Here is a 24,194-nt window from a genome sequence, read left to right on the forward strand (position 1 = left end):
CTAACTTCGGATGTGCGGCAGACGAGCGCTCGCGGGCAGAGCGATGCCCGCGCTGCCGGGCACGACATTCGGGTCGTGTCCGGGTATGACGAAATCGGCGATCTGGCGAATGCGCGAAAGCGAGCCGATCTCCGCGAGCGTTTCATACACGATGCCCACGGGCACGAGATCGACGACGTTCTCCATGCAGTTCGCGCAATCGCCCGCGATCAGCACGACACCTTCTTCCGTATCGACCGCGACGGACTGATGCCCCGGCGTATGACCCGGCGTCGGCACGACGCGCACGCCGGGCACGATATCGGTCACGCCGTTCACGAACTGCCAGCGGAAATACGCGAGCGGCTCGCGGCCGATCAGAAACTCCTGGTAGTACGTGGCCTGCGTGGGCAGTGGATGCCCCGCGTATTCCCACTCGGCCGCCTGCACGATAAAGCGCGCGTTCTTGAAGAGCGTGTTGCCGCCGGAATGGTCGTAATGCAGATGCGTGTTGATGACGATATCGACGTCATCCGCGCTCCAGCCGACGTACTCCTTCAACGCGCGTTCGAGCTTCTCCTCGGGCGCCTGATCGCACGGGCACACGAAGTTCGACACCCAGCCCGGATCGTGTATGCCCGTATCGACGACAATCTTCTTTTGCGCGCCGACGATCGCCGTGGACCATACCGGCACCTTGATCTGCTGGCCGAAATAGCGGCCGTACACTTGCGACGAGCGATCGACGGTGAGCCAGCCCGTCGGCATCGCGACTACTTTCAGCTTGGCGCTCACGATGCCCTCCGTTATCAGAAGTTGGTGTCGCTCGCGCCCTTGAGCTTGAGCATCTCGCGTGCTTCGGCGGGCGTCGCGATATCGAGCGAGAGTCCTTCGATCACCTGGCGGATCTTGCGCACCTGCGCCGCGCTCGATTCAGCGAGCTTGCCCGGCTCGATCCACAGCGAGTCTTCGAGGCCGACACGCACGTTCGATCCCTGCGCGACGCCCATGGAGCCGAGCGGAATCTGGTTGCGCCCCGCGCCGAGAATCGACCACACATAATCGCCGCCGAAGAGACGATCCGCCGTGCGTTTCATATGCGCGAGATCCTCGGGATGCGGCCCGATGCCGCCGAGCAGACCGAACACGCTCTGCACGAAGAACGGCGGCTTCGCGAGCCCGCGATCCACGAAATGCGCGAGGTTGTAGAGATGCGAGATGTCGTAGCACTCGTACTCGAAGCGCGTGCCGTTCGCGCTGCACGACGTGAGGATGTATTCGATATCCGCGAAGGTGTTCTTGAACACGAGATCGCGGCTGTTCTCCAGATGCTTGCGCTCCCACTCGTACTTGAATTCCTTGAAGCGCTCCAGCATCGGATACAAACCGAAATTCATCGAGCCCATGTTGAGCGATGCAACTTCGGGCTTGAAATGATGCGCGGGCTTCAATCGCTCCGCCACCGTCATGTGCGGACTGCCGCCCGTCGTAATGTTGATCACGGCGTCGGTCTCGGCCTTGATGCGCGGCAAAAACTCCTGAAACACGGCGGGGTCCTGCGTCGGATGACCATCGTTGGCATCGCGTGCGTGCAGATGCAGGATCGCGGCGCCTTCCTTCGCGGCCGCGAGCGCCGCATCGCCGATCTGTTGCGGCGTGAGCGGAAGATAAGGCGACATCGAAGGCGTATGGATCGCACCCGTCGGCGCGCACGTGATGATGACCTTGCGTTTCGTTGCCATGTGAGCCTCGTTGTTTTAAAGGACTTCCACGTTGCCGCAGACCGAGATCGCCTGACCCGAGATGCCGCTGCCCGCGGGCGAGCACAGAAAGAGCGCCGTAGCGGCGACTTCCTCGGGCGTCGTCATGCGGCGCAGCGAAATCTTCGCGAGATATTGCTTCTCCATCTCTTCATACGAGAGGTTCAGTTGCTGTGCGCGCGCCGCGATCACGCGTTCGATGCGCGGCCCTTTCACGATGCCCGGCTGTATCGCATTGACGCGAATGTTCGACGGCCCCAGCTCGATCGCGAGACTCTTGGTCATGCCGACGACGGCCCACTTCGTCGCGGCATAGGGCGTGCGAAACGCATAGCCGAGCCGCCCCGCCACCGACGACAGCGCGATGATCGTCCCGCCGTCGTGCGCGTCGCGCAAGAGCGGCACCGCGCGGCGCGCGAAGTAGAACTGCGCGTTCAGATTCACGTCGACGGTCTGTTCCCACTCGTTCGCGTCGAGCTCGTCGATACCGCCCGTCGGCCCCGCGATGCCCGCGTTGTTCACGAGCACGTCGAGTCCGCCGAGTTCGCGCTCCACGTCGACGAACACGCGCTCGACGGCTTCCTTGTCCGAGACATCGGCAAGTGTCGACGTGATCGCATTGCACTCCGCGCTCGCTTCGGCTTTCGTCAATTCATCGATCGCTTCGGGACTCGCATCGCAGACATGCACCCGCGCGCCCGCATCGATGAACGCGCGCGCGATCACGAGCCCGATGCCCGATGCGCCGCCCGTGATGAGCACGCGCAACCCCGCGTGCGGTTTCAGCATCTGAAGGACCGTCATGCATGTCTCCGTTTTTGTTGTAAGGCTCAGGCGCTCGCTTCACTGCTCAGTTCGCCGCTTTGCAAACGCTCCTGCAGATCGGCGGCCGCATCGCCGATGTCTTCCTCGATACCGGCGCGCGCACCTTCACCATCGCCACGCCAGAGCGCTTCGACGATATGACGATGCGCCGCCATCGAACGGCGCATATGCGGGATGTCGGGTGCGACGAGATTCAGAAACGGGCCGATGCGCATCCAGAGGTTCTGGATCGTCGCGAGCGTGAGATCGCTCGCGCCGTGCGTATAAATAGCGATGTGGAATTCGAAGTTGCTGCGCAGATAAGCGGGCACGTCGCCGGCTTCGACATGCGCGTCCATCGTGTCGAAAATCGCCTGCAGCGCGTCGAGATGCGCGCGCGTCATGCGCGATGCCGCGCGTTTCGCGACCGCGCCTTCCAGTGCGATGCGCACGTCGCGCAGTTCGTCGAGCAGGTCGAGGGTCATCGGCGGGACCATCAGCGCGCGGCCGGGACCGTCGATCAATGCGCCTTCCGCCTGTAAGCGCGTGAGCGCCGCGCGCACGGGCATGGTCGATGAGCCGACCGCTTCCGCGACGCTGCGCAAGCTGAGCAACTGTCCGGGCGCGAAGCGGCCCGTCATGATCGCTTGCCTCAACTGCGCATAGACGCGGCCAGCCATAGTTTCGCGTGCAACTAATTCGAGCGCGGGTAAGTCCGTCGTCGAGCGTGTCGCCAACTTATGCCTCCGTTCTTTCGTTCGGCTGCTGCGATACTTCCGATTGGTGTGACCTGTGATCACACCTGCATGACTAAAGTGTCGGACGCGCGAGTGCGTGAGTCAACCTTGAATTGCTAGGTGAAAACGCGGAGGCGGATCATTCGAGGCGGCCCGAAAGCGCTCTTTGAATTTCCGCGAACGCCACCGGCTTCACGAGATGATGATCGAAGCCCGCTTCCTTCGAGCGCTGACGATCGTGCGCCTGACCGTATCCCGTCACCGCGATCAGCAATGCATCGGCGGTTGCGGGGCGCGTGCGCATCTCGGCCGCGAGACGATAACCGTCCATGCCCGGCAAACCGATATCGAGCAGCACGATCTGCGGCAAGAAGGTTTCGGCGAGCGCGAGCGCTTCGATCGCGTCGTGCGCGGTGCGCACGTCGAAGCCGTCCGCTTCGAGCAGGAGCGCCATCGCGGTGGCCGCGTCCACGCTGTCATCGACGAGCAGCACGCGCCTGCCCGCGCTCACGCTCGCGGGTTCCGGCGGGACGCCCTGCGCCGCCACTTGCGCATCTTTCGCGAGCGGCAGCCACACGATGAACTCGCTGCCCGTTTGCGGCCCGCCGGAGAACGCTTCGATGCGTCCGCCCTGCAACTCGACGAGCGTCTTCGCCAGCGGCAAGCCGATGCCGAGCCCGCCTTCCGATCGTTCGAGCGATGTCTCGGACTGCACGAAGAGATCGAAGATATGCGGCAGCATGTCGGGCGCGATGCCAATGCCCTTGTCGCGCACGACGATGCGCACTTCGTCGCCGAACTGTTGCGTGTCGATTTCGATCTCGCCTTCATCGACGCTGTACTTCGACGCATTCGACAGCAGATTGCCGAACACCTGCGCGAGCCGCACGTTGTCGCCGACGATATAAAGCGGCGCATCCGGCAGCTTCACCGTCAACGCATGACGCTTTCGTTCGAGCGCGGGTTGCACGGTTTCAATGGCCGCCGCGATCGCCACCGCGAGATCGACCGTTTCCTGACGCAGCGTGATCTTGCCCTGCGTGATGCGCGCGACATCCAGCAGATCGTCGACGAGACGGCTCAGATGCCGCACCTGTCTGTCGATGATCGCGCGCACCGTCGCGAAGTGCTGCACGGACGGCTCGCGATCGGGATCGAGCAGATCGACCGCATTGCGGATCGGCGCGAGCGGATTGCGCAGCTCATGCGCGAGCATCGCGAGAAATTCGTCCTTGCGGCGGTCCGCTTCGCGCAACAGCAGCTCGGCGGCCTTGCGCTCGGAGATGTCGTTGACAATGCCCGCGATGCGATCCGGCCGCGCCGGATGACCCGCCGCCCCGCGCACCGGAAACGCGCGCTCCGCCACCCAGCGCGCCCCGCCGTGCGCGCGCACGATGCGGTATTCGACCTCGTATGGCGTACCGTTCGCGAGCAGTTGCCGATACGCCTCGGCAACATGATCGCGATCGAGCGGAAGAAGGTCGCCCGACCAGTGATCGGGTCCGGGCACGGGCGCGGGCGCGCCGCCGCCGGTATCGAAGAGATGCGCGTAGGCGGGGCTCACATAGAGCAATTCATTGGATGCGGGATCGAGCATCCAGAACACGTCGTCGATATTTTCGGCGAGCTGGCGAAAGCGCTCCTCGCTCTCGCGCAGCGCATTCTCCGCGAGCCGCGCGCGCAACAACGCACGCACATGCGCGATCAGTTCCGCGGGTTCCACAGGCTCGGTCAGATAGCTGTCCGCGCCGCCTTCGAGACCGCGAATGCGATCGAGGCTATGCACGGCCGCCGCCGATGTCTGCAGCACGAGCGTGCCCGACGTCTCCGGCGACGCCTTGATCTGCCTGCACACTTCGAGCCCGTTGATGTCGGGCAGCTTCACGTCGAGCAGCACGAGATCGGGCGCTTCGGCGCGCACGCGTTCCAGCGCGGTCGTGCCCGTCGGCGCTTCGATCACGTTGAAGCCCGCGCGCGACAGGATGCGCGTTTTCGCATAGCGCGCGCCGTCGTTGTCGTCGACGTTGAGGATCAGGACCTCGTTCCAGTCGCTTCTCATGATGGTCGTCCCTCGCCCTCGCGCGCGCCCGTCACCGCATCCAGCACGCCTGGCAGTTTGCCGCCGCCCGCCGGCTTTTCGATGAACGCGGTCGCGCCCAGCGCATGTGCTTCATGGCGATCCTCGTCCTCGCCGAGCACGAGGATCGGAATGCTGCGTGTCGCGGCCTGCGCGCGCAGTGCGGCGAGCCAGATCCATGCTTCCGACGGCGCGGGCCGCACCGCGAGCAGCAACGCCGCGGGCTGCGTGCGCGCGAGCAGACGTCCGGCCTCGTCGAGCGTCGCGGCGCTCATCGCGCGATACGGCGAATCGCGCAGCGCGGCCTCGCAGTCGAGCCGCTCGATCGGATTGCTCGCGACGATCAGCACGGCGGGCCGCGTATCGCTCGCGGCGTGATGCGCGGCGTCGAAGTCCGCGCCGTAATGCGCGGGGATCGTCGCGCTGAAGGTCGAGCCGCGCCCGGCTTCGCTCGTGAGCGACACGTCGCCGCCGAGCAGCTTGCAGAGCTTGCGGCACAGCGGCAAACCGAGGCCCGTGCCCTTCACGTATTGCTGCAGCCGATTTTCGACTTGCCCGAACTCCTCGAACACGACCTGCTGATGCTCCGGTGCAATGCCTATGCCCGTATCGCTCACGGAAAACGTGATGAGCCGGCGCGCGTCGTCATAACTCGCCGCGACGCGCACTTCGCCGCGTTCGGTGAACTTGAGCGCGTTCGACACGAAGTTGCGCAGCACCTGCGCGACCTTCGCTTCATCGGTGCGGATGGGCGGCAGGCCTTCGCACGATTCGAACAGAAGCTCCACCGCGCCGCCCGGCGACAGCGGCCGCAACATGCCGCGCAGCGCGGAAAACAAGGTATCGACTTCGAACTCGGCGGGACGCACCTCGATCTTGCCCGCTTCGATCTTCGCGAGATCGAGCAGGTCATCGACCGTTTCCGACAGATCTTCCGCGGCCTTGCGGATGAAGCGCACCTGCTTTTCCTGCTCTTCCGTCAGATCGCCGTCGATGCGTTCGAGCAGAAGCTTCGAGAGCGCACGGATCGACGAAAGCGGCGTGCGGAACTCGTGGCTCATGTTCGACAGAAAGCGCGATTTCGATTCATCCGCGCGCCGCAGATGATCCGCACGCGCATCCAGCTCTGCATAGAGCGCGACGACGCCGCGATTGGTGTCCTCCAGTTCGCGCGTGAGACGCGTGAGTTCTTCCTGACGCTCGCGAAGATCGGCAAGCGCGGCGATCAATTCGCGGTTCTGGCGTTGCAGCTCCGCCGCCGTGTCTTGGCTCGGCTGACGCGAGAGCACGGCCTTCACCGCCTGAACGTCGCACGGCACGCCATCGGGCAAGGCCTTCGCGAGCGAGATCGACGTGACGCCGTCGGCTTCCTCGGCGATCGCGCATTGGTCCATCAGACGCTGCGCCGCGAGCAGGCCGAGCGCCGCTTGCGAGTCGTCATGGCGCATCGCGCGCAGACGCTCGCCCGCGCCGGCGCCCGCCAGAAAACGCACGACGAAGCGCGGCGGGCGCGCGTCGTTATCGACGAGAAATTCGGCGCGCGCCGCCCGCCCCGCGATCAGCACGGTGCGCGCGGCTTCGAGCACGGACGTGGAAATGCGCGTCTGGTCCTGCGGCGAGAAGCCGAACGCCGCGCTCGCATCGCGCGCCTTCACGCGGACCGCGACGATATCGCTTTCGTGATCGATACGCATCGCGTAGAGCGGCTGCGTCATCATGCGCTCCCGGCCGCGCGGGCGACGAACACGGTGATGTCGTCGCGGCCGCGCGAAAAGTCGCGATACAGCACTGCCGCGACGAGCGCCGGATGCCGCATGGCGAGGCCCGGATAGCGCGCGAGATCCCAGCGCGACGTGAGCCCGTCCGAATGCAACACGACGAGCGCGTGCGGCGGATACGGCACGTCGAAGATCTGCGCGCGCCGCGCCGCATGCCCGACGATGCCGCTGTGCGACACCAGATGCTTGTGCGTGTCTTCGGTCCACACGCTCGCCGCGATATTGCCGATGCCCGCGAAGCTCACCGCCTTGCCCGGCGCCGACGCGAACGCCGGCATGCGCGCGATGCCGACCGCCGCGCCGCGCGTCGGGCGCAGCGCCTGGTTGGCGGCCTCCATGATGCGATCGAGCGCCTGATCGCCGTTCGCGGCGAGCAACTTTGCCGCCTCGATCGCCGCGACATTGGCGAGCGGGCCGTGACCGAGGCCATCGGCGACGAGCACGGTGAATTCGCCGTCATGCGCATGCACGGCCCACGCATCGCCAGACACGATTTCGGTTTGCAGCGGCAGGTTCACGACGCCATAAATCAGTCGCGGCGCAGGCGCGCTCGCCGCGCCCGGCGCATTCCAGGACACGACGCGCAGCACCGTGCCACGTTCCGGCGCGCTCCAGATGTCGAGTTCGTCGGAAAGACGCTCGATCGCGCCCATGCCGTTGCCGGGGCTGCCCGCCGTCGTGTAGCCATCCTCGAAACAGCGATGCAGATCGTGAATGCCCGGCCCGTTGTCGATAGAGAGCACTTCGATGCCGAAACGCAAAGACGCGCCCGCGCTGGCATCGGCGAGCGGACGCACGAGCAATTCGCCGTGCCCTGCATGTTTCAGAAGATTCGTGCCGCATTCGGTGACGACGATCGCAAGCTCGCCCACGGCCGTCTCGTTGAAACCGAGCCCGCGCGCGAGTTCGCAGATCGAGCGCCGCGCATAGGCAATCTGACTCGCCTCGGCGATCTCGTGGCGCTGCTGCGCGGCCATCGATTCCTTCAAAACGGTTTCCATTTCGTGATTGAAACGTGCGTGCCCTCGCCTGGCGCCGAGCGGATGTCGAATTCGTCGCACAAGCGTTTCGCGCCGCCGAGACCGAGCCCGAGACCGCTGCCCGACGTGAAGCCATCGGAGAGCGCGCGCGGGATATCGGCAATGCCCGGACCGTTGTCGACGAATTCCAGTTTGAGGCCGCGGCGGCCATTTCGCTCGACGAGATAACAATGCACGTCGCCGCCGCCACCATAGATGAGCGTGTTACGTGCCAGCTCGCTCGCCGCCGTCACGAATTTCGTCTGATCGATGAGAGACAGGCCCTGCGCGACCGCCTTCTCGCGCACGAACTGGCGCAGCCGCACGATCTGCTCGTCGGAGCGGATCGGCAGCGTGTCGGGCGGCGACGAGGACGCCGGCGCGGCTGTGAAGTTGAAGGTCGTCATGGAGTCGTTGGCATACGGCACTCAGGCCGTGCCGCCCCTCGAAAGGAGCGCCATGCCCTTCTCCACGTTGAGCGCGGTGCGCACGCCCGAGAGCGTGAGGCCGAGTTCAACGAGCGTGATCGCGACCGAAGGCTGCATGCCGACGACGACCGTCTCGGCATCGAGCACGCGCGCCATCGCGGCCGTGTTGCCGATCATTCGTCCGATGAACGAATCGACCACGTCGAGCGAGGAAATGTCGATGAGCACGCCGCGCGCACCGTCCTTCACGATGCGGCCCGTCAAGTCGTCCTGCAGCGCGAGCGCGAGCCGGTCGTGCATGTCGACCTGAATGGTGACGAGCAAGAGCTTGCCCATCGTGAGAATCGGAATGCGTTCCATCGCTTGAAACCCCGTTCAGTCGCGTTGCGTTCTGTGCGTTCTTTGAATGTCGGGACGCGGCGTCATTCCGGTTGCTGCGAATCGAAGCCGTCGCTCGCGCGGCTGCCACGCGATGCGTCGTGCCCGAGCCCCGTCGCCACCGACTTACCGGTGCGCTGCAGCGCGACGACGAAAGCCGACGCGAGCGTCGCCTTGGTCGTGACGTTCGAGAGATTCACGCCGAGATGCACGATAGTCTGCGCGATCTGCGGACGAATGCCGCTGATGATGCAATCCGCGCCCATGAGACGCGCCGCGGCGACAGTCTTCAGCAAGTGCTGCGCGACGAGCGTATCGACGGTCGGCACGCCGGTGATGTCGATGATCGAAATGGCCGCGCCCGTTTCGACGATCTTCTGCAGCAGGTTTTCCATTACGACCTGCGTGCGCGCGGAATCGAGCGTGCCGATGAGCGGCAGCGCGAGAATGCCGTCCCACAACTGCACGACGGGCGTCGAGAGTTCGAGCAGTTCCTGCTGCTGGCGCACGATGACCTGCTCGCGGCTCGCCTGGAAGACTTCCATCGTGAAGAGGCCGAGCCCGTCGAAGAGCGTGCTGATCGTCCACGTGAGATCGGCGATCGTGGCCGCGTCGTCGCCGAGCGACTCGCGCAGGCGCGTGAAGAGCGGCTGCTTGAGCGAGAACACGAACATCGCGGTCTCGACCGGCGTAAAGCCCTGACGCGCGCGCTGCGTGGACATTTCTGCGAGAAACGCCCGCACTTCCTGCCATTCGGGCGACTTGACATCGACCCGCTCGGAGCTGCGAAGCGCCGTCGCCGTAAGCGAGACGAACTGCGTGAACTGATTGCGCAATTCCGCCTCGCCAACGAGCCCGCGCCGCGACGCGACGGCGTGCTGCTGCGCGAACCACTCCGCGAGCAATTGCTCCTGATTGCTGGTGAACAACTGGGCAAGCCGCGTTCCGCCGACCATTTCCATGCCGAGATTCCTGTGCGAATGATGTTATTGGGCGCCGCGGCCCGGAAGCTGGTTTGTTGCATTGCCGCGAGAGCTATCGAAATAAAGCGAACGCGAAGCGCTCGGAATGTAGCACGTCATCCCAAAAATCGACAGTACGGCGAGCCTTATAGCGCAAGGGATTCGAAATTATTCGATCTCGCGTCCATCGCGCGTTCGGTGAATCGGAAATTGCTGCCGGACGTTCGTTTTATCCTCGACAAAAACCGGTCAATTATCCTTATCAACGTCACCCGTGTCCGATCCCATGTATAGCGTTTCGATTATTTTTCGGCCATCGCCCGATGCAATACTCGGGCGACCGACTCAACGTCCTTCGACCTGCCGGAGCGCACATGGCCCAAACGATTCATCCCGTCGACGAAGTGTTGCCCATCGGTCAGATGCTCGCGGTCGGCATCCAGCACGTGCTCGTGATGTACGCGGGCGCGATTGCCGTGCCGCTCATCATCGGCGCGGCGCTGAAGCTGCCGAAGGAACAGGTTGCGTTTCTGATCAGCTCGGACCTCTTCGCGTGCGGGCTCGTCACGCTGGTGCAGTGCATCGGCGTCTGGAAGTTCGGCATCCGCCTGCCGGTGATCATGGGCGTGAGCTTCGCCCCAGTCGGCCCGATGGTCGCGATGGCGTCGTCCGGCGCGGGCCTGACGGCGATCTTCGGCGCGACGATCGCGGCGGGCCTGTTCGCGATTCTGATCGCGCCGTTCTTCGGGCGGCTGATGCGCTTCTTTCCGCCGATCGTCACGGGCACGATCATTCTGACGATCGGGATGACGCTCTTTCCGGTCGCGATCAACTGGGCGGGCGGCGGACGCGGCGCCGCGAATTTCGGCGAGCCGCGCAACCTGATGATCGCGGCCATCGTGCTGCTCGCGATTCTGCTCATCAACAAGTATCTGAAGGGTTTCCTTGCGAACATTTCGGTGTTGCTCGGCATGGCGGCCGGTTTCGCGATCGCGTTGCCGCTCGGCTTCGTCGATTTCGCGGGCGTGGGCCAGGCCGCGTGGTTCGCGCCGGTGCGCCCGTTCGCGTTCGGCATGCCGACCTTCGATATCGCGGCGATCGCATCTCTGTGCCTCGTGATGGTCGTCATCATGGTGGAATCGCTCGGCATGTTTCTCGCGCTCGGCGACCTCGCGATGCGTCCCGTTTCGCGTATCGATGCGACGCGCGGGTTGCGCACCGATGGCCTCGGCACCGTGATCGGCGGCATCTTCAATACGTTTCCGCATTCGTCGTTCTCGCAGAATATCGGGCTCGTGGGCATTACGGGCGTGAAAAGCCGCTGGGTGGTCGCGGTGTCGGGCGTGATCCTGATTCTGCTCGGGCTCTTGCCGAAGCTTTCGAATCTGATTGCTTCAATACCGGTGGTCGTGCTCGGCGGCGCGGGCATCGCGATGTTCGGGATGGTCGCGGCGACCGGCGTGAAGATCCTGAGCAAGGTCGATTTCGACAGCAAGAACAACTTGCTCATCATCGCGATCAGTCTTGGCGTAGGCGTGATTCCGCTTGCCGCGCCGACGTTCTTCGCGCATATGCCGCCGTGGGCGGGACCGCTGACGCACAGCGGGATCACGCTGGCCGCGGTCTTTGCGATTCTGCTCAACGCGCTTTTCAATCGCGGGCGGGATTCGGCGGAGGTGGAAAAGGAAATCGCCGCGGAGATGCCTTTGAGCTTGCGACAGGGAGATGTGGATGTGCGGGAGTGAGGACAGCGCAAACCCACTAACATACGAGGAACGTCAAACCGCCGACATCTCCGATGCGCGAAGTCCTCTGGACCGCCCTCTTTGCCATAGCGCTGATCTACTCCATCGCACTAGCGGGCCTGTACTGGCTGCAAGGCCGGCTCGTCTATCCGCTCGAACAGATCGAGGCCTTCAAGAACGCCGAACTGGAAGCACGCACCGAAGCGGTCAGCATAAGAACCGCGGACGGCCTCGACCTGACCATGCGCTATAAAGCGCCGCCCGATGAAACCGCGCCGACGGTCATCCTCTTTCACGGCAATGGCGAAGACCTCGCCCAACGCGGCCATATCGCGCTGGAGATGATCGAAGCGGGCTACGGCGTGTTGCTCGCCGAATATCGCGGCTACGGCGGCAATCCCGGCAGACCGCACGAAGCCGGCCTCCATGCCGATGCGCGCGCCGCCTACAACTACGCCGCGGCACGCTCGCGCAACATCGTGCTACACGGCTATTCGCTCGGCTCCGGCGTCGCCGTGCAGCTTGCAAGCGTCGCGAAAGTCCGTGCGCTGATGCTCGAAGCGCCGTTCACGAGCATCGTCGATGTCGCCGCGAAACGCTTCTGGTTTTTCCCCGTGCGGCTTCTCGCACGCGACCGCTACGAAAGCCTCGCGAAAATTGCATCGATCGATGCGCCGTTGCTGATCTACGGCGGCACGAACGACGGCGTGATCCCGCCCGCGCACTTCCAGCGCCTCTTCGATGCCGCTCGCGGCGACAAGCGCCTCGCGCTAATCGAAGACGCCGATCATCTCGACGTATGGACGATGGGCGGCCGCGAACACGTTATGCAATTTCTCGCTTCACTGCAACCGACCCGCGACACGCTGCAAGCCTAGGCATCCGCCGCTTTCTTGCGAGTGCGGCCGAGCTTGAGCGTGACCCACGTCGGCGCATGATCGCTCGCATGCGGCTCGCCCCGCACCCATTTGTCGACGCCCGCCGTGTCCAGCTTCTTCGCGAGATCCTTGCTGAGCAAAATGTGGTCGATGCGCAGGCCCGAATTCGTCTGCCAGTGATTGCGAAAGTAATCCCAGAACGTGTAGATGCGTTCATCGGGATACGTCTTGCGCAGCGCATCCGTCCAGCCCTGCGCGAGCAAGTCCGCATAGGCGGCGCGGGTCTCGGGCTGCAGCAGGGCATCCTTGAGCCACGAGCGCGTGTTGTAGATATCTTCGTCGGTGGGCACGACGTTGTAATCGCCCGCGAGCACGACCGGATGACCGCTCGCGAACAACGCCTTCGCGTGCGCATTGAAACGCGCGAACCAGTCGAGCTTGTAAGCGAACTTCGGTCCGGGCTGCGGATTGCCGTTCGGAAGATAGAGACAACCGATCAGCACGCCGCCCACGGCCGCTTCGATGTATCGGCTATGCGTATCGTCCTCGAAACCGGGCAGCCCGCGCCGGCTCAGCACCGGCTCGGCATCCTTGGCGAGAATCGCCACGCCGTTCCACGATTGCTGGCCGTGCCATAGCGCGCCATAGCCCGCGTTCGCGATCGCGTCGGCGGGAAACTGCGCATCCGTCGCCTTCAATTCCTGCAGGCAGACGATATCGGGCGATTCGCGTTCGAGCCATTTCAGCAACGCATCGAGCCGCGGACGGATGCCGTTGATGTTGAAGGTCGCGATTTTCACTCGGCGTCTCTCCATCGGTGGATCGGAATCGATGCTACACGCGTCGCAGTTTGCGTGCCGCATCGTCGGCGCAATACATCGGGCAGGTGACGGGACCGCTCGCGGGCGGCTTCATCGCGGCGCATTCGGACATGCCGGCCGTCGTCGCGATGACGAGCATGCTGATGTTCGCGGCGCCGCGTTCAATGCGTGGGTGTTCTCAGCACAGGAACCGCACACGCGAGATCGGCGCCTGACGCTTAACGCCTGACGCCTAGCGCTTCTCGCTGTCGAGGTGCGCCATCTGCACGGCCTCGTAGCGATCGCCCGCCGCCGCGCCTTTCGGCACCGCCGCTTCGATCGCGGCGAGTTCCTCCTTCGTGAGCGTCACGTCCAGTGCGCCGAGCGATTCCGTGAGCCGGTCGCGACGCCGCGCGCCGATCACGGGAACGATGTCGTCGCCCTGCGCGAGCACCCACGCAATCGCGATCTGCGCGACGCTCACGGCTTTCGCATCGGCGATCTTGCGCAATGCATCGACGAGCGCGAGATTGCGTTCGACATTGCCTTGCTGAAAACGCGGGCTGTTCGCGCGCCAGTCGCCCGACTGCGCGGCGTCCTTGTTCCAGTGTCCGCTGATGAGCCCGCGCGACAGCACGCCATACGCCGTGATGCCGATGCCGAGTTCCCTGCACGCCGGAAGAATCGATTCCTCCATGCCGCGCGAGATCAGCGAATACTCGATCTGCAGATCGCACACCGGATGCACGGCGGCGGCCTTGCGGATCGTGTCCGCGCCCACTTCCGACAAGCCGACGTGACGAACATAGCCCGCGTCGATCATCTCGCCGATGGCGCCGACGGTGTCTTCCACCGGCACGCCGGCATCGAGCCGCGCGGGCCGATAGATGTCGATATGCTCGACGCCCAGGCGCTGCAACGTGTACGCGAGCGAATTCTTCACGGCGACAGGACGGCCATCGAACGCGATGAAGTTGCCTGCCGGATCGCGCATGCCGCCGAACTTCACGCTGAGAATCGCCGAATCGCGGCGCGAAGGCGGCGCGCTTCTCAACGCCTCGCCGATCAGCATCTCGTTGTGGCCCATGCCATAGAAGTCGCCTGTGTCGAGCAGCGTCACGCCCGCTTCGAGCGCCGCGTGAATCGTCGCGATGCTCTCCGCGCGATCCGACGGCCCGTACATGCCCGACATGCCCATGCATCCGACGCCGATCGCCGACGATCGCGGGCCGGTCTTTCCGAGTCTGCGCTGTTCCATGTTCGTTCTCTCCTGAAGGGATGGAGACGATTATGGGAGCAAACCACGCGTGCGATAATCCGCCTCAATCCGAATGGGCTGTGCGCCCAGGCGAACAATGGGGCGAATCATGAGCGAACCGGATCTGTCGGATCTTCACGCGTTTCTGGCCGTCGCGCGTTCGCGCGGCTTCAGGCAGGCGGCGCTGTTGCGCGGCGTGTCGGCATCTTCACTGAGCGAGGCGATACGCAGGCTCGAAACGCGTCTGGGCGTGCGCCTGTTGAATCGCACGACGCGCAGCGTCACGCCGACCGAAGCGGGCGAGCGGCTGATCGAACGGCTCGCGCCCGCGTTCACGGAAATCGCGGGCGCGCTCGATGCCGTCAACGGCTTTCGCGACAGCCCGACCGGCACGCTGCGCCTGAACGTGCCGAGAATCGTCTCGCGAGAAATATTGCCGCCGATCGTCGCGCGTTTTCTGACGGCGCATCCGGGCATCAAGCTGGAGATCAGCGCGACCGATACCTTCATCGACGTGCTCGCCGCCGGTTTCGACGCGGGCATCCGCTACGACGAACGCATTGAGCGCGACATGATCGCCGTGCCAATCGGGCCGCGCACGCAGCGCTTCGTCGCGGTTGCGGCGCCTTCGTATCTCGCGGCGCACGGCGAGCCGAAGCATCCGCGCGAACTCGTGAATCATGCGTGCATCGGGCATCGCTTCGACAGCGGCGTGCTGGCCGTGTGGGAATTCATGCGGGGCAAGGAAACGATACGCATCGCGCCGCAAGGGCCGCTCGTCACGTCGTCGATCGAAATCAGCCGAAGCGCGGCCATCGCTGGCTTGGGTCTCGTCTATACGTTCGACGAGTTCGTGCGCGGCGCCATCGACGACGGCGCGCTCGTGCCGGTGCTCAAGCCGTGGTGGCAGAGCTTCACCGGGCCGCGTCTTTATTATCCGAGCCGCGCGCACATGCCGGGGCCGTTGCGCGCGTTCATCGACTTCATTCGCGCGGCGAATTGAGCGCCGCTTATAGCGCTTACTGCTGCACGCCCCAGCGCCGCACGGTCACGCGCTCGATGGTATCGAACACGAGATGCTCGACCGCGAGCCCGATCACGATCACCGCAGCCAGCCCCGCAAACACGCGGTCCGTATAAAGCTCGTTGCGGTTCTGGAAGATGTACCAGCCGAGCCCGCCTTTGCCCGAGCTCGCACCGAACACGAGTTCCGCCGCGATCAGCGTGCGCCACGCGAAGGCCCAGCCCACGCGCAAGCCGGCGAGAATCGAAGGCAGCGCGGCGGGCACGAGAATCAGCATCACATGACGCATGCCGTTGAGCCCGTAGTTGCGGCCCGTCATGCGCAAGGTCGAAGGCACGGCCTGAAAGCCCGCATACGTGTTGAGCGCGAGCGGCCACAACACCGAATGCACGAGCACGAACAGCAGGCTTCCCGTGCCGAGTCCGAACCATAGCAACGCGAGCGGCAACAGCGCGATGGACGGCAGCGGATTGAACATCGCGGTGAGCATCGTCAGGATGTCGCGGCCGATGCGCGTCGACACCGCGAGCGATGTCAGCGCGAACGCGAGCGCCGCGCCGAGCGCATAGCCGCGCAGCAATACCGACATCGAAATGCCGATCTTCTCGATGAGTTCGCCCGACGCGATGCCTTGCACGAACGCAACGAAGGTCGCGCTGAACGTCGGCAGCAGGAGATCGTTATCGACAGCGCGCGCGGCGATTTCCCACATCGCGATCAACACGAGCGCGATGATCGACTTGCGCAGCCACGTGCGATCCGCGAGCCGCTTCGAAAGCGGCAGCGGCGCAACATGTTCGACGGCGACATTCGCGGCGGGCGCGACTTCGTATTCGGGCCGCACGGGCGGCACCATCAAATGCGGCGTGCTCAAAGCGCAGCCTCCTCTTCGAACAACAGACGATGAATGCGCGCGACGCTCTGCTGAAACTCGCCGCGACCCAGGCTTTCCTGCGTGTATTGATGACTGTTCAACTCGGCGCGCACGCGTCCCGGATGCGGCGTCAGCAACAGAATGCGATTGCCGACGATAAGCGCTTCCTCGATCGAATGCGTGACGAACAACAACGTGAAGCGCTCGTCGCTCCACAGGCGCAAAAGCTCTTCCTGCATGCGGCGTCGCGTGAGCGCATCGAGTGCGGCGAAGGGCTCGTCCATCAGCAGCACGCGCGGCTGCATGGCGAGCGCGCGCGCGATGGCCACGCGCTGCTTCATGCCGCCCGACAGCGTGTGCGGATAAGCATCGGCGAATTTAGCGAGACCGACCTTGTCGAGATAATGCAGCGCACGCTCGCGGGCTTCGGCGCGGCCGAGCTTGCGCGCGGCGCGCAGCGGAAAGGCCACGTTCTGCACGACGGTCTTCCACGGCGGCAGTTGATCGAATTCCTGAAACACGACGATGCGATCCGCGCCCGGTCCGCGCACGCGCTCGCCGCCGATTTCGATGCTGCCCGCGACCGGTTCGATGAAGCCCGCCACGGCCTTGAGCAAGGTCGATTTTCCGCAGCCCGAAGGCCCGAGCAACACGAAGCGATCGGCGCCGTAGACATCGAAGCTGACATCGTGCGTCGCGCGCACTAGACGCTCGGGCGTGCGGTATTCGAGCGTGACGTTCTTCGCGCTGAGAAGCTTGCCGCTCGTGGAAGCCTCACGATTTACGTCGTGAGAATAAAGCGCTCGGGGATTGGCGGCCATGTTCCATGTGCTCGATTGCAAACGATAACGATACCGGCGGGCAACGTCCGCGCTAACCAATCAATGCGCATATCGATTTCGCGCTCGCCGATAAGCACGCACTTACATTCAGCTTCCGTCCTTCGTTGCGGGATCGCTGAAAAAGTAGTCCTGCCATGACTTCGGCTCGTTCTTGATAACACCGACGCGATGCATGAACTGCGCGAGCGCGAACGTGTTTTGCGGCGCGACCTTGAATTGCACGGACGGATCCTTGATCACCTTGATGAGCAGATCGCGGTCGATCTTCGCGTTGTTCACGCGCAGATAGATATCGGCCGCCTGCTCGGGATGCTGCGTGACGTAGCGCGCGGCATCGGCGAGACCGGCGACGAACGCGCGATACGTCTTCGGATTCTCGTTGCGGAATTTCTCGGTCGCGTAGAGCACGGTCGCGGAACTGGGGCCGCCGAGCACATCGTATGAATTGAGCACGATATGCGCCTTCGGATTGCCCGCGAGTTCCTGCTGCTGGAACGGCGGATTGCCGAAGTGCGCGTTGATCTCCGTGCCGCCCGCGATGAGCGCCGCCGCCGCATCGGGATGCGGCACGGCTTGCGTGTACTTGTCGAGACGGTCGTATTGCTTGTCGCCCCATTGCTTGGCCGCCGCGTATTGCAGAATGCGCGACTGCACCGAGACGCCGACCGCCGGCACCGCGATGCGGTCCTTGTCCGTGAAATCGGCAATGCTCTTCACGCGCGGATCATTCGATACGAGGTAATACGGAAAATTGCCGAGCGACGCGACGCCCTTCACGTTCTGCCGTCCGTGCGTGCGATCCCAGATCGTCAGCAGTGGGCCGACGCCCGCCGCCGCGATATCGACCGAGCCGGACAGCAGCGCGTCGTTGACGCTCGATCCGCCCGACAGCTTGGCCCAATCGACCTTGATATCCAGGCCTTCCTTCTTGCCTTCCTGCTCGATGAACTTCTGATCGCGCGCGACATTGAGCAGCAGATACACGACGCCGAATTGCTCGGCGATGCGCAACGTGCCCTCGGCATACGCGCTCGCCGACGTAAGGCCGATCGAGACCGCGAGCGCGGCGACGAGTGCGCGTGCGGCGCCCTTCCCTGTTCGAGAATGCATCGATGAAACCCCGTGGAAATTGTGCTTTTAGAAAGGCGCGTCGCCTTCGATGGTCGTGCGATACAGCTTGCGGCGCTGATCGTCGGGCGTGCCGGCCGCGAGATGCATGACCGAGCGGTTGTCCCAGAAGACCATGTCGTGCGCCGCCCATCGATGCCGATAGATGAACTCCGGCTTCGTGCTATGCGCGAACAGTTCCGCGAGCAAGGCGCGGCTTTCGTCCTCCGGCAGGCCGATCACGCGCGTCGTGAAATGTTCGCTCACGAAGAGCGCGCGACGCTGCGTTTCCGGATGCGTGCGCACGATCGGATGCGTCACCGGTTTGACCTGCGCGATCTGCTCCGCCGACAGATTGGGACGCCACGGACTGCGCTTTTGCAGCTCGCCGTATTTGGCGAGATAGGTGTGTTCGGCGACGCGGCCTTCGATTGCAGTACGCAAATGCGAGGGCAGTGTGTCCCACGCGAGATGCTGATTTGCAAAGAGCGTGTCGCCGCCGGTCGCCGGCAACTCCTGCGCGTGCAGCAGCGAGCCGAGACTCGGCTTGTCCTTGTACGAGAGATCGGAATGCCAGAAATGGCCCGCATCGCCGAGACCGATCGGCTTGCCGTTTTCGAGGATGTTCGACACGATCAGCACTTCCGGATGCCCCGCGAGCCCGAACTGATTCAACACGTGAATCTGCAGCGGGCCGAAGCGCTTGCTGAACGCAACCTGCTCGTCCGGCGTGATGCGCTGATCGCGAAACACGAGCACGTGATGGTCCAGATGCGCGCGGTGGATGCGTGCGAAATCGGCTTTCGATAACGGCTTCGACAAATCGAGCCCGATCACTTCGGCGCCGAGCGGCGCATCGAAGCTACGAATCTCGATGAGTTGATCGGCGGCTTCGTCGGATGATTCGAGTGAAGCGAGGGCGGGATTGGGGGCAGTCTGAATCGTCACGGGGTCGAGCTGATAGCAATCGGATAACAATCGATGACTTCGGGGAAGCGATCAATCTAACGCGCGGCGATCCGGGCGGCAACGAAGCATCTGAGATTTCTTTATGCGCCAACGAAATAAGGCGCGCCTCACTCGCCGGCGATATCGAACGGCAATTCGACCTGCACGGGCTCGACAAAACCGCTTTCATCGCGCCCGGCGAGCGCGCTCACACGCACGCCGAGCAGCCTGATCCGGCGATCGAGCACGATGCGCTTCAGGCATTCCGTCGCGGCGCGGCGAATCTCGACGGGATCTGCGGTCGCGACGGGCACGGTCAGATCGCGCGTCACGGTGCGAAAGTCGTCGAAACGCAGCTTGATACCCACCGTGCGTCCGACATAGCCCTTGCGCCGCAAGTCCTCGGCAACGCGCGTGCACAGCCCCGTGAACTCGGCGGACAGCGTCGCGCGATCCTGCTTCGGGTGAAAGTCGCGCTCGAAGGTCGTCTCGCGGCTCATCGACTTCGGCGTCGATTCCACGACGACGGGCCGCTCGTCCTGCCCCTGCGCGACGCGCGCGAGCCACGCGGCATAGGTGTGGCCGAAATGCGTCTGCAGGAAACCGGGATCGGCGGCGGCGATGTCGCCCACGGTTACGATGCCGAGCGCCGCGAGCCTCTCGTTCGCCTTCGGCCCGATGCCGTTGACCTTGCGCGCGGCGAGCGGCCAGATGCGCGTTTGCAGGTCGTCCATCGTGAGGATCGTGAGGCCGTCGGGCTTGTCCAGCTCCGAGCCGATCTTCGCGAGCAGCTTGTTCGGCGCGATGCAGATCGAGCACGTGAGCCCGGTCGCGTCGCGCACGGCGTCCTTCATCCGCTGGCCGATCTCGGCGGGTTCGCCGGGCAGTTCGCTCACGTCGATATAAATCTCGTCGATGCCGCGATTTTCTATCTGCGCGGTAAACGTCGCGACGGCCGCCTTGAAGACGCGCGAATAATGCCGATACGACTCGAAATCGGTTGGCAGAAGAATCGCGTCGGGCGCGAGTTGGGCGGCTTTCATCATGCCCATCGCGGAAAAGACGCCGAACTTGCGCGCCTCGTAGGTGGACGTGGTCACGACGCCGCGTCCCGCGTAATCGCGCAGGCGCCTGAAGCGGCGCGTGCCGTCGGGAAGCGTTTCAGGCGTGGCGCTGCGGCCGCCGCCGACCACGACCGGCATGCCGCGCAATTCCGGATAACGCAGGAGTTCGACCGACGCGAAGAACGCATCCATGTCGAGATGCGCGATGCGGCGCGGCGCGGGTGCGCAAGACGGCGCGTCCATCGCGGCGGTCAGAACGCCGCCGAGCGGACAGACGCGCTCAAAGCGAAATCGACAGGAACGAACGCACTGAACATGCTTCAGGCAATGCCGCCAGGGCAAGAAAATGGCTTACTGTACATCCATACAGTAATTCGCGCTAGAGGCCGCCCACGCGCGCAATGAAGGATTCATTCAGGCGTGCGCTTTTCCGCGAGCGCGCGGCGGCAGTCGTCGAAAACCTGCCGCACGACATCCGATTGATAGTTGAGGTCTTCGCTGTCGAGAATTTCCTCGACGGCGTCGCGCGCCCAGTCCGCTTCGAGCAGCGCGCAATGTTGCGTGGCGATTTCGCGGGCGATGGCCGCGAGCTTCGCGACCGTGAGCCAGTCCGCGAGCCGCTGATGCCGGTCGAGCCACTTGTGCGCGGCCTGCACGTGAAACGAGGCCGCCGGCCAGTCGCCATTCAGGTAGTACGCGCCGAGACTGCCGCACGTGAGCCAGCACAGCAACTCGACGCGGTCGCGGGCACTGAGGATACGAGACACATCGTTCATGGCGGCCTTCACGAGAGACGATCGACGAATGCGAACAGCGCACGGCGTTCCGTATGAAACCCTGTCAAAGACGATATCACGGGATGGTGCGGCGCGGCACTGCCTTCCTGCGGCGCGACCCAAAACACGGTGCGCTGGCGAACGCTTCGTCATGCGAAGAGCAGCATCGCGCATGCCGCGACGCGCGCCTTCCGGCTCTCATTCGCTGCTAATTCGCGGGGCATAACCTGCTTTCGTCGGCCACTCATCGGCCTTCGACCAACGACGGGAGCACATCATGTTTGAACGTCTCACTCACTCCATCGAGCATCTCTTTTCGATCCGCACGGCGCAGGAAGCGCGCGACACCTATCTCGCGTCGTCGAGCGATCTCGCCGATCTCGAACGGCGCATGCGTCAGGTCGAAACGCAGGATCACGACTACAGCATGTACTTTTGCGGCGCGCTCGGCCGCCGCTACGACGAGCATTGAACGCGCCGCCGATGCCCCGCGCGCTACTTCGTTTCCTCGCGGCCCGCCTGGCCGAGCATCACGGTCCAGCCGAGTCCGCGCACGTTGCGGATCACGGCCGCGCCGAATTTCTTGCGCACCGAATGGATGAGCACGTCGACCGCGTTGCTCTCCACTTCCTTGCCCCAGCCGTAGAGGCGGTCTTCGAGCTGATCGCGCGAAAAGATCGTGCCGGGACGTTCGAGCAGCGCGTGCATCAGCGCGAATTCACGCGCGGACAGCACGCCCGAAGTCTCGCCGCACGTGAGCGTGCGCTGATCGAGATTGAGGCAGATCGAATCGTCGCCGAGTCGCGAGACCGCGTAGCCCGCCTTGCGGCGCAGCACCGCGCGGATGCGGGCGAGCAGCTCGGGCATGTCGAAGGGCTTGAGCAGATAGTCGTCGGCGCCGAGATCGAGGCCCTGCACGCGTGTATCGAGATCGTCGCGCGCGGTGAGAATCAGCACCGGCGTCGCGTTGCCGGCGCTGCGCGCCTGTCGCAGAAGCTCGATGCCCGTCATGCCCGGCAAGCCGAGATCGAGCAGCACGACCGTGTATTCGGCGGCGTTGATTGCCTCGCGGCCGGCGTTGCCGTCGCGCACCCAGTCGACGGCGTAGTCGGCGTCCTTGAGCGCACGCATGAGGCTCGTGCCGATCTGCACGTCGTCTTCGATCAGAAGAATTCGCATGTTCCACCCCGCGCATCGCGAGAATGGCGCGCGCCACGCGCCCGGAATGCGGCCCGAAGGATTCAAAACGCACGACCGGTCTTTTTCGATTTCTCCTGACCGGCGACGATCGCTTCGCGCCACGCAGCGAATGCATTGTAATCGGCGTAAAACCGCGCGCAAATCTCTATAGATTCATTGCGGGCGCGGCGGCGTTTTCGCGCACTTCCTCGACGGGAAAGCCGATCGAAGCGACGATGCCCGAGCGGCCGTCGCCGCGGTTTTTCAGCGTCACGTCGCCGCCGTAGCGCGCGGCGATCGCCTTCACGATGGACAAACCCAGCCCGCTTCCCTCCACGTCCGGATTCGCGCGAAAAAAGCGGTCGAACACGCGCGGCAGCAATGCCTCGTCGATACCCGGTCCGTTGTCGATCACATCGATCCAGACCAGTTCGCCGTCGCGCCGCATGTGCAGATCGATGGTGCCGCCGTCGGGCGTATAGCGCACCGCGTTCGACACGAGATTCTTCACCGCCATGCCGATATCGGTTTCCACGGCGCGCACGTGCGCGTTCACCATTTCCTCCGCGCCGATGTCCATGCCGCGCGCGAGCGCTATCGGCAGCACGTCGGCGACGGCGCTCGTCACTACCTCCGAGAGATCCACGCGCGCGAGCGGCGCGCCGTTCGCCGGCGCATCGGCGCGCGCGAGCCGCAACAGTTGCGCGATGAGCTTGCCGCTGCGCGCAATGCCCTTGCGCAACTCCTGAAAGCGCTCCTGATTGCCGGGATAGATATGCGGCGCGAGATTGTCGGCCTGAAGCTGCAGCGCCGTGAGCGGCGTGCGCAGTTCGTGCGCGGCGTCGGCGATGAACTTGCGCTCCTTCTCGATCGATGTCGCGAGGCGCTCGATCATCGTGTTGATCGAATGGATGAAGGGCGCGATCTCCGTGGGCACGCCGACCGTCGGCAGCGGCTGAAGATTCCCCATGTCGATGTCGCGGACTTCCGCGCCGAGCTGATTCAACTGACGCAGCGAGCGCCGCACGACGAGCGCCACCGCGATCCACACGAGCGGCAGCAGCACGGCGATCGGCCAGAGCGTTTGCGTCGCGGCTTCCTGCGTCAGTTCGCGCCGTATGGACGAGCGTTGCGCGACCTGAATCGTCATGGTCGGCTCCTGACGTGTGAAGATGCGCCAGTGCTCGTCGTTGACGTCGACGCCGGAGAATCCCGGGTGCGCGTCGCGCGGAAAATGCAGCGACGGGTCGGTCGTGCGAAACGGCAGATCCTGGCCGGGCTTCCACACGACGGCGACCACGTCGCGTTCGTCTTGCGTTCCGCGCGAGGGATTTTTCGGCAGACTTTCGGCGAGTCCGTCGCGCAGACGTGCCGCCACCTGTTCGAGGCGCATGTCGAGCAGCGCGTTCATGCCGGTCTGGGTCAGCTGATACGAACTCACGCCCTGCACGACGCCGATCACGCTGACGAGCAGCCCAAGTGCGAGCACCAGCTGATTCTTCAGTGATTTGATCATTCGGGTCCGCCGCTTCGGAAGGGAACGGGGCAACGCTGCCGGCCGTTCGATTTTAGGCGACATTCCCGGAGATTTCGGTCTGAAAGACGACATGTGCGTGGCAGATGCGCGTGGGCGCTTTAGAGAAAAAAAAAGCGCCGGTCCATTCGCGGCCGGCGCCAAGGGCTGAGGAGATGTGTGAAACGGACCGCGTATTGCTCGGGGAAGCGCGCCGCCCGTCCACGTGAATAAGCGTAGGCGCGAAGAATTAGCGCCGAATGA

At 64.2% G+C, this 24,194-nt stretch carries 25 protein-coding genes; 5 read left to right on the forward strand and 20 right to left on the reverse strand.

The window, feature by feature from the left end; translation table 11 throughout:
* The 10 genes from AWB82_RS09865 to AWB82_RS09910 form a co-directional block, all read right to left on the reverse strand.
* A complete protein-coding gene (locus AWB82_RS09865; RefSeq protein WP_086966951.1) occupies positions 1-774 on the reverse strand; it encodes an N-acyl homoserine lactonase family protein in 774 nt (257 codons plus the stop codon).
* Between the two features lie 14 nt (positions 775-788).
* On the reverse strand, positions 789-1,721 hold the full coding sequence (locus tag AWB82_RS09870) for a BKACE family enzyme (protein ID WP_086966952.1): 933 nt from the start codon (positions 1,719-1,721) through the stop codon (positions 789-791).
* Between the two features lie 15 nt (positions 1,722-1,736).
* Positions 1,737-2,543, reverse strand: a complete 807-nt coding sequence (locus tag AWB82_RS09875) for an SDR family oxidoreductase (RefSeq protein WP_086966953.1) — start codon at positions 2,541-2,543, stop codon at positions 1,737-1,739.
* Between the two features lie 26 nt (positions 2,544-2,569).
* Positions 2,570-3,223 (reverse strand): GntR family transcriptional regulator, encoded by a 654-nt coding sequence (locus tag AWB82_RS09880; RefSeq protein ID WP_086966954.1) that lies wholly within the window; start codon positions 3,221-3,223, stop codon positions 2,570-2,572.
* Between the two features lie 196 nt (positions 3,224-3,419).
* The gene (locus AWB82_RS09885) at positions 3,420-5,339 is read right to left on the reverse strand and encodes a hybrid sensor histidine kinase/response regulator (protein WP_086966955.1); all 1,920 of its coding nucleotides are present in this window, start codon (positions 5,337-5,339) and stop codon (positions 3,420-3,422) included.
* The gene (locus tag AWB82_RS09890) at positions 5,336-7,072 is read right to left on the reverse strand and encodes an ATP-binding response regulator (RefSeq protein WP_086966956.1); all 1,737 of its coding nucleotides are present in this window, start codon (positions 7,070-7,072) and stop codon (positions 5,336-5,338) included. Before AWB82_RS09890 ends, AWB82_RS09885 begins: the two co-directional genes overlap by 4 nt.
* On the reverse strand, positions 7,072-8,136 hold the full coding sequence (locus tag AWB82_RS09895; protein ID WP_086966957.1) for an ATP-binding SpoIIE family protein phosphatase: 1,065 nt from the start codon (positions 8,134-8,136) through the stop codon (positions 7,072-7,074). The genes AWB82_RS09890 and AWB82_RS09895 overlap by 1 nt, the downstream gene beginning before the upstream one ends.
* On the reverse strand, positions 8,121-8,561 hold the full coding sequence (locus AWB82_RS09900) for an anti-sigma regulatory factor (protein WP_086967070.1): 441 nt from the start codon (positions 8,559-8,561) through the stop codon (positions 8,121-8,123). The genes AWB82_RS09895 and AWB82_RS09900 overlap by 16 nt, the downstream gene beginning before the upstream one ends.
* Before the next feature lie 21 nt (positions 8,562-8,582).
* On the reverse strand, positions 8,583-8,942 hold the full coding sequence (locus AWB82_RS09905) for an STAS domain-containing protein (protein ID WP_086966958.1): 360 nt from the start codon (positions 8,940-8,942) through the stop codon (positions 8,583-8,585).
* Between the two features lie 62 nt (positions 8,943-9,004).
* Positions 9,005-9,922: an STAS domain-containing protein gene (locus AWB82_RS09910; RefSeq protein ID WP_086966959.1), complete on the reverse strand. Its 918-nt coding sequence runs from the start codon at positions 9,920-9,922 to the stop codon at positions 9,005-9,007.
* Positions 9,923-10,296: 374 nt separating this feature from the next.
* On the opposite strand from AWB82_RS09910, the gene AWB82_RS09915 reads away from it, so the two are divergent.
* Together AWB82_RS09915 and AWB82_RS09920 are read left to right on the forward strand one after the other, a co-directional pair.
* Positions 10,297-11,667, forward strand: coding sequence for a nucleobase:cation symporter-2 family protein (locus tag AWB82_RS09915; RefSeq protein WP_086966960.1), 1,371 nt, complete (start codon positions 10,297-10,299; stop codon positions 11,665-11,667).
* A gap of 53 nt (positions 11,668-11,720) precedes the next feature.
* A complete protein-coding gene (locus AWB82_RS09920) occupies positions 11,721-12,545 on the forward strand; it encodes an alpha/beta hydrolase (protein WP_086966961.1) in 825 nt (274 codons plus the stop codon).
* On the opposite strand, the gene AWB82_RS09925 is transcribed toward AWB82_RS09920, so the two are convergent.
* A complete protein-coding gene (locus AWB82_RS09925; protein ID WP_086966962.1) occupies positions 12,542-13,360 on the reverse strand; it encodes an exodeoxyribonuclease III in 819 nt (272 codons plus the stop codon). The genes AWB82_RS09920 and AWB82_RS09925 overlap by 4 nt on opposite strands.
* A gap of 35 nt (positions 13,361-13,395) precedes the next feature.
* On the opposite strand from AWB82_RS09925, the gene AWB82_RS09930 reads away from it, so the two are divergent.
* On the forward strand, positions 13,396-13,581 hold the full coding sequence (locus tag AWB82_RS09930; RefSeq protein WP_235023247.1) for a hypothetical protein: 186 nt from the start codon (positions 13,396-13,398) through the stop codon (positions 13,579-13,581).
* A 17-nt stretch (positions 13,582-13,598) separates the two neighbouring features.
* On the opposite strand, the gene AWB82_RS09935 is transcribed toward AWB82_RS09930, so the two are convergent.
* Complete coding sequence (locus tag AWB82_RS09935) at positions 13,599-14,603, reverse strand: aldo/keto reductase (RefSeq protein ID WP_086966963.1); 1,005 nt, start codon at positions 14,601-14,603, stop codon at positions 13,599-13,601.
* Positions 14,604-14,712: 109 nt separating this feature from the next.
* On the opposite strand from AWB82_RS09935, the gene AWB82_RS09940 reads away from it, so the two are divergent.
* A complete protein-coding gene (locus AWB82_RS09940) occupies positions 14,713-15,606 on the forward strand; it encodes a LysR family transcriptional regulator (RefSeq protein WP_086966964.1) in 894 nt (297 codons plus the stop codon).
* A 16-nt stretch (positions 15,607-15,622) separates the two neighbouring features.
* On the opposite strand, the gene AWB82_RS09945 is transcribed toward AWB82_RS09940, so the two are convergent.
* The 6 genes from AWB82_RS09945 to AWB82_RS09970 form a co-directional block, all read right to left on the reverse strand.
* On the reverse strand, positions 15,623-16,501 hold the full coding sequence (locus AWB82_RS09945) for an ABC transporter permease (RefSeq protein ID WP_086966965.1): 879 nt from the start codon (positions 16,499-16,501) through the stop codon (positions 15,623-15,625).
* The gene (locus tag AWB82_RS09950; protein WP_086966966.1) at positions 16,498-17,322 is read right to left on the reverse strand and encodes an ABC transporter ATP-binding protein; all 825 of its coding nucleotides are present in this window, start codon (positions 17,320-17,322) and stop codon (positions 16,498-16,500) included. Before AWB82_RS09950 ends, AWB82_RS09945 begins: the two co-directional genes overlap by 4 nt.
* 108 nt (positions 17,323-17,430) lie before the next feature.
* On the reverse strand, positions 17,431-18,453 hold the full coding sequence (locus AWB82_RS09955) for an ABC transporter substrate-binding protein (protein ID WP_086966967.1): 1,023 nt from the start codon (positions 18,451-18,453) through the stop codon (positions 17,431-17,433).
* 27 nt (positions 18,454-18,480) lie between these two features.
* Positions 18,481-19,392 (reverse strand): TauD/TfdA dioxygenase family protein, encoded by a 912-nt coding sequence (locus AWB82_RS09960; protein WP_407642988.1) that lies wholly within the window; start codon positions 19,390-19,392, stop codon positions 18,481-18,483.
* Between the two features lie 134 nt (positions 19,393-19,526).
* Positions 19,527-20,705, reverse strand: a complete 1,179-nt coding sequence (dinB, locus tag AWB82_RS09965) for a DNA polymerase IV (protein WP_086966968.1) — start codon at positions 20,703-20,705, stop codon at positions 19,527-19,529.
* Between the two features lie 167 nt (positions 20,706-20,872).
* Entirely contained in the window at positions 20,873-21,238 is a 366-nt protein-coding gene (locus tag AWB82_RS09970) for a hypothetical protein (protein ID WP_061120756.1), read from the reverse strand.
* Between the two features lie 277 nt (positions 21,239-21,515).
* On the opposite strand from AWB82_RS09970, the gene AWB82_RS09975 reads away from it, so the two are divergent.
* Positions 21,516-21,710 carry a DUF3563 family protein gene (locus tag AWB82_RS09975; protein ID WP_086966969.1) on the forward strand — a complete coding sequence of 65 codons (195 nt, stop codon included), beginning with the start codon at positions 21,516-21,518 and terminating at the stop codon, positions 21,708-21,710.
* A gap of 23 nt (positions 21,711-21,733) precedes the next feature.
* Here the strand turns inward: AWB82_RS09975 and AWB82_RS09980 are convergent, their stop codons facing one another.
* The gene (locus AWB82_RS09980) at positions 21,734-22,417 is read right to left on the reverse strand and encodes a response regulator transcription factor (protein ID WP_086967072.1); all 684 of its coding nucleotides are present in this window, start codon (positions 22,415-22,417) and stop codon (positions 21,734-21,736) included.
* Between the two features lie 166 nt (positions 22,418-22,583).
* Complete coding sequence (locus AWB82_RS09985; protein ID WP_086966970.1) at positions 22,584-23,933, reverse strand: ATP-binding protein; 1,350 nt, start codon at positions 23,931-23,933, stop codon at positions 22,584-22,586.
* Positions 23,934-24,194: the final 261 nt, after the last annotated feature.

The sequence above is a fragment of the Caballeronia glebae genome (assembly GCF_001545035.1).
GTDB lineage: Bacteria > Pseudomonadota > Gammaproteobacteria > Burkholderiales > Burkholderiaceae > Caballeronia > Caballeronia glebae.

Coding starts and splice junctions, on each gene's coding strand:
- AWB82_RS09870 (WP_086966952.1), bottom strand. CDS start 1,721: ATGGCAACGAAACGCAAGGTCATCATCACGTGCGCGCCGACGGGTGCG.
- AWB82_RS09875 (WP_086966953.1), bottom strand. CDS start 2,543: ATGACGGTCCTTCAGATGCTGAAACCGCACGCGGGGTTGCGCGTGCTC.
- AWB82_RS09880 (WP_086966954.1), bottom strand. CDS start 3,223: ATGGCTGGCCGCGTCTATGCGCAGTTGAGGCAAGCGATCATGACGGGC.
- AWB82_RS09885 (WP_086966955.1), bottom strand. CDS start 5,339: ATGAGAAGCGACTGGAACGAGGTCCTGATCCTCAACGTCGACGACAAC.
- AWB82_RS09890 (WP_086966956.1), bottom strand. CDS start 7,072: ATGACGCAGCCGCTCTACGCGATGCGTATCGATCACGAAAGCGATATC.
- AWB82_RS09895 (WP_086966957.1), bottom strand. CDS start 8,136: ATGGAAACCGTTTTGAAGGAATCGATGGCCGCGCAGCAGCGCCACGAG.
- AWB82_RS09900 (WP_086967070.1), bottom strand. CDS start 8,561: ATGACGACCTTCAACTTCACAGCCGCGCCGGCGTCCTCGTCGCCGCCC.
- AWB82_RS09905 (WP_086966958.1), bottom strand. CDS start 8,942: ATGGAACGCATTCCGATTCTCACGATGGGCAAGCTCTTGCTCGTCACC.
- AWB82_RS09910 (WP_086966959.1), bottom strand. CDS start 9,922: ATGGAAATGGTCGGCGGAACGCGGCTTGCCCAGTTGTTCACCAGCAAT.
- AWB82_RS09915 (WP_086966960.1), top strand. CDS start 10,297: ATGGCCCAAACGATTCATCCCGTCGACGAAGTGTTGCCCATCGGTCAG.
- AWB82_RS09920 (WP_086966961.1), top strand. CDS start 11,721: ATGCGCGAAGTCCTCTGGACCGCCCTCTTTGCCATAGCGCTGATCTAC.
- AWB82_RS09925 (WP_086966962.1), bottom strand. CDS start 13,360: ATGGAGAGACGCCGAGTGAAAATCGCGACCTTCAACATCAACGGCATC.
- AWB82_RS09935 (WP_086966963.1), bottom strand. CDS start 14,603: ATGGAACAGCGCAGACTCGGAAAGACCGGCCCGCGATCGTCGGCGATC.
- AWB82_RS09940 (WP_086966964.1), top strand. CDS start 14,713: ATGAGCGAACCGGATCTGTCGGATCTTCACGCGTTTCTGGCCGTCGCG.
- AWB82_RS09950 (WP_086966966.1), bottom strand. CDS start 17,322: ATGGCCGCCAATCCCCGAGCGCTTTATTCTCACGACGTAAATCGTGAG.
- AWB82_RS09955 (WP_086966967.1), bottom strand. CDS start 18,453: ATGCATTCTCGAACAGGGAAGGGCGCCGCACGCGCACTCGTCGCCGCG.
- dinB (WP_086966968.1), bottom strand. CDS start 20,705: ATGGACGCGCCGTCTTGCGCACCCGCGCCGCGCCGCATCGCGCATCTC.
- AWB82_RS09970 (WP_061120756.1), bottom strand. CDS start 21,238: ATGAACGATGTGTCTCGTATCCTCAGTGCCCGCGACCGCGTCGAGTTG.
- AWB82_RS09975 (WP_086966969.1), top strand. CDS start 21,516: ATGTTTGAACGTCTCACTCACTCCATCGAGCATCTCTTTTCGATCCGC.
- AWB82_RS09980 (WP_086967072.1), bottom strand. CDS start 22,417: ATGCGAATTCTTCTGATCGAAGACGACGTGCAGATCGGCACGAGCCTC.
- AWB82_RS09985 (WP_086966970.1), bottom strand. CDS start 23,933: ATGATCAAATCACTGAAGAATCAGCTGGTGCTCGCACTTGGGCTGCTC.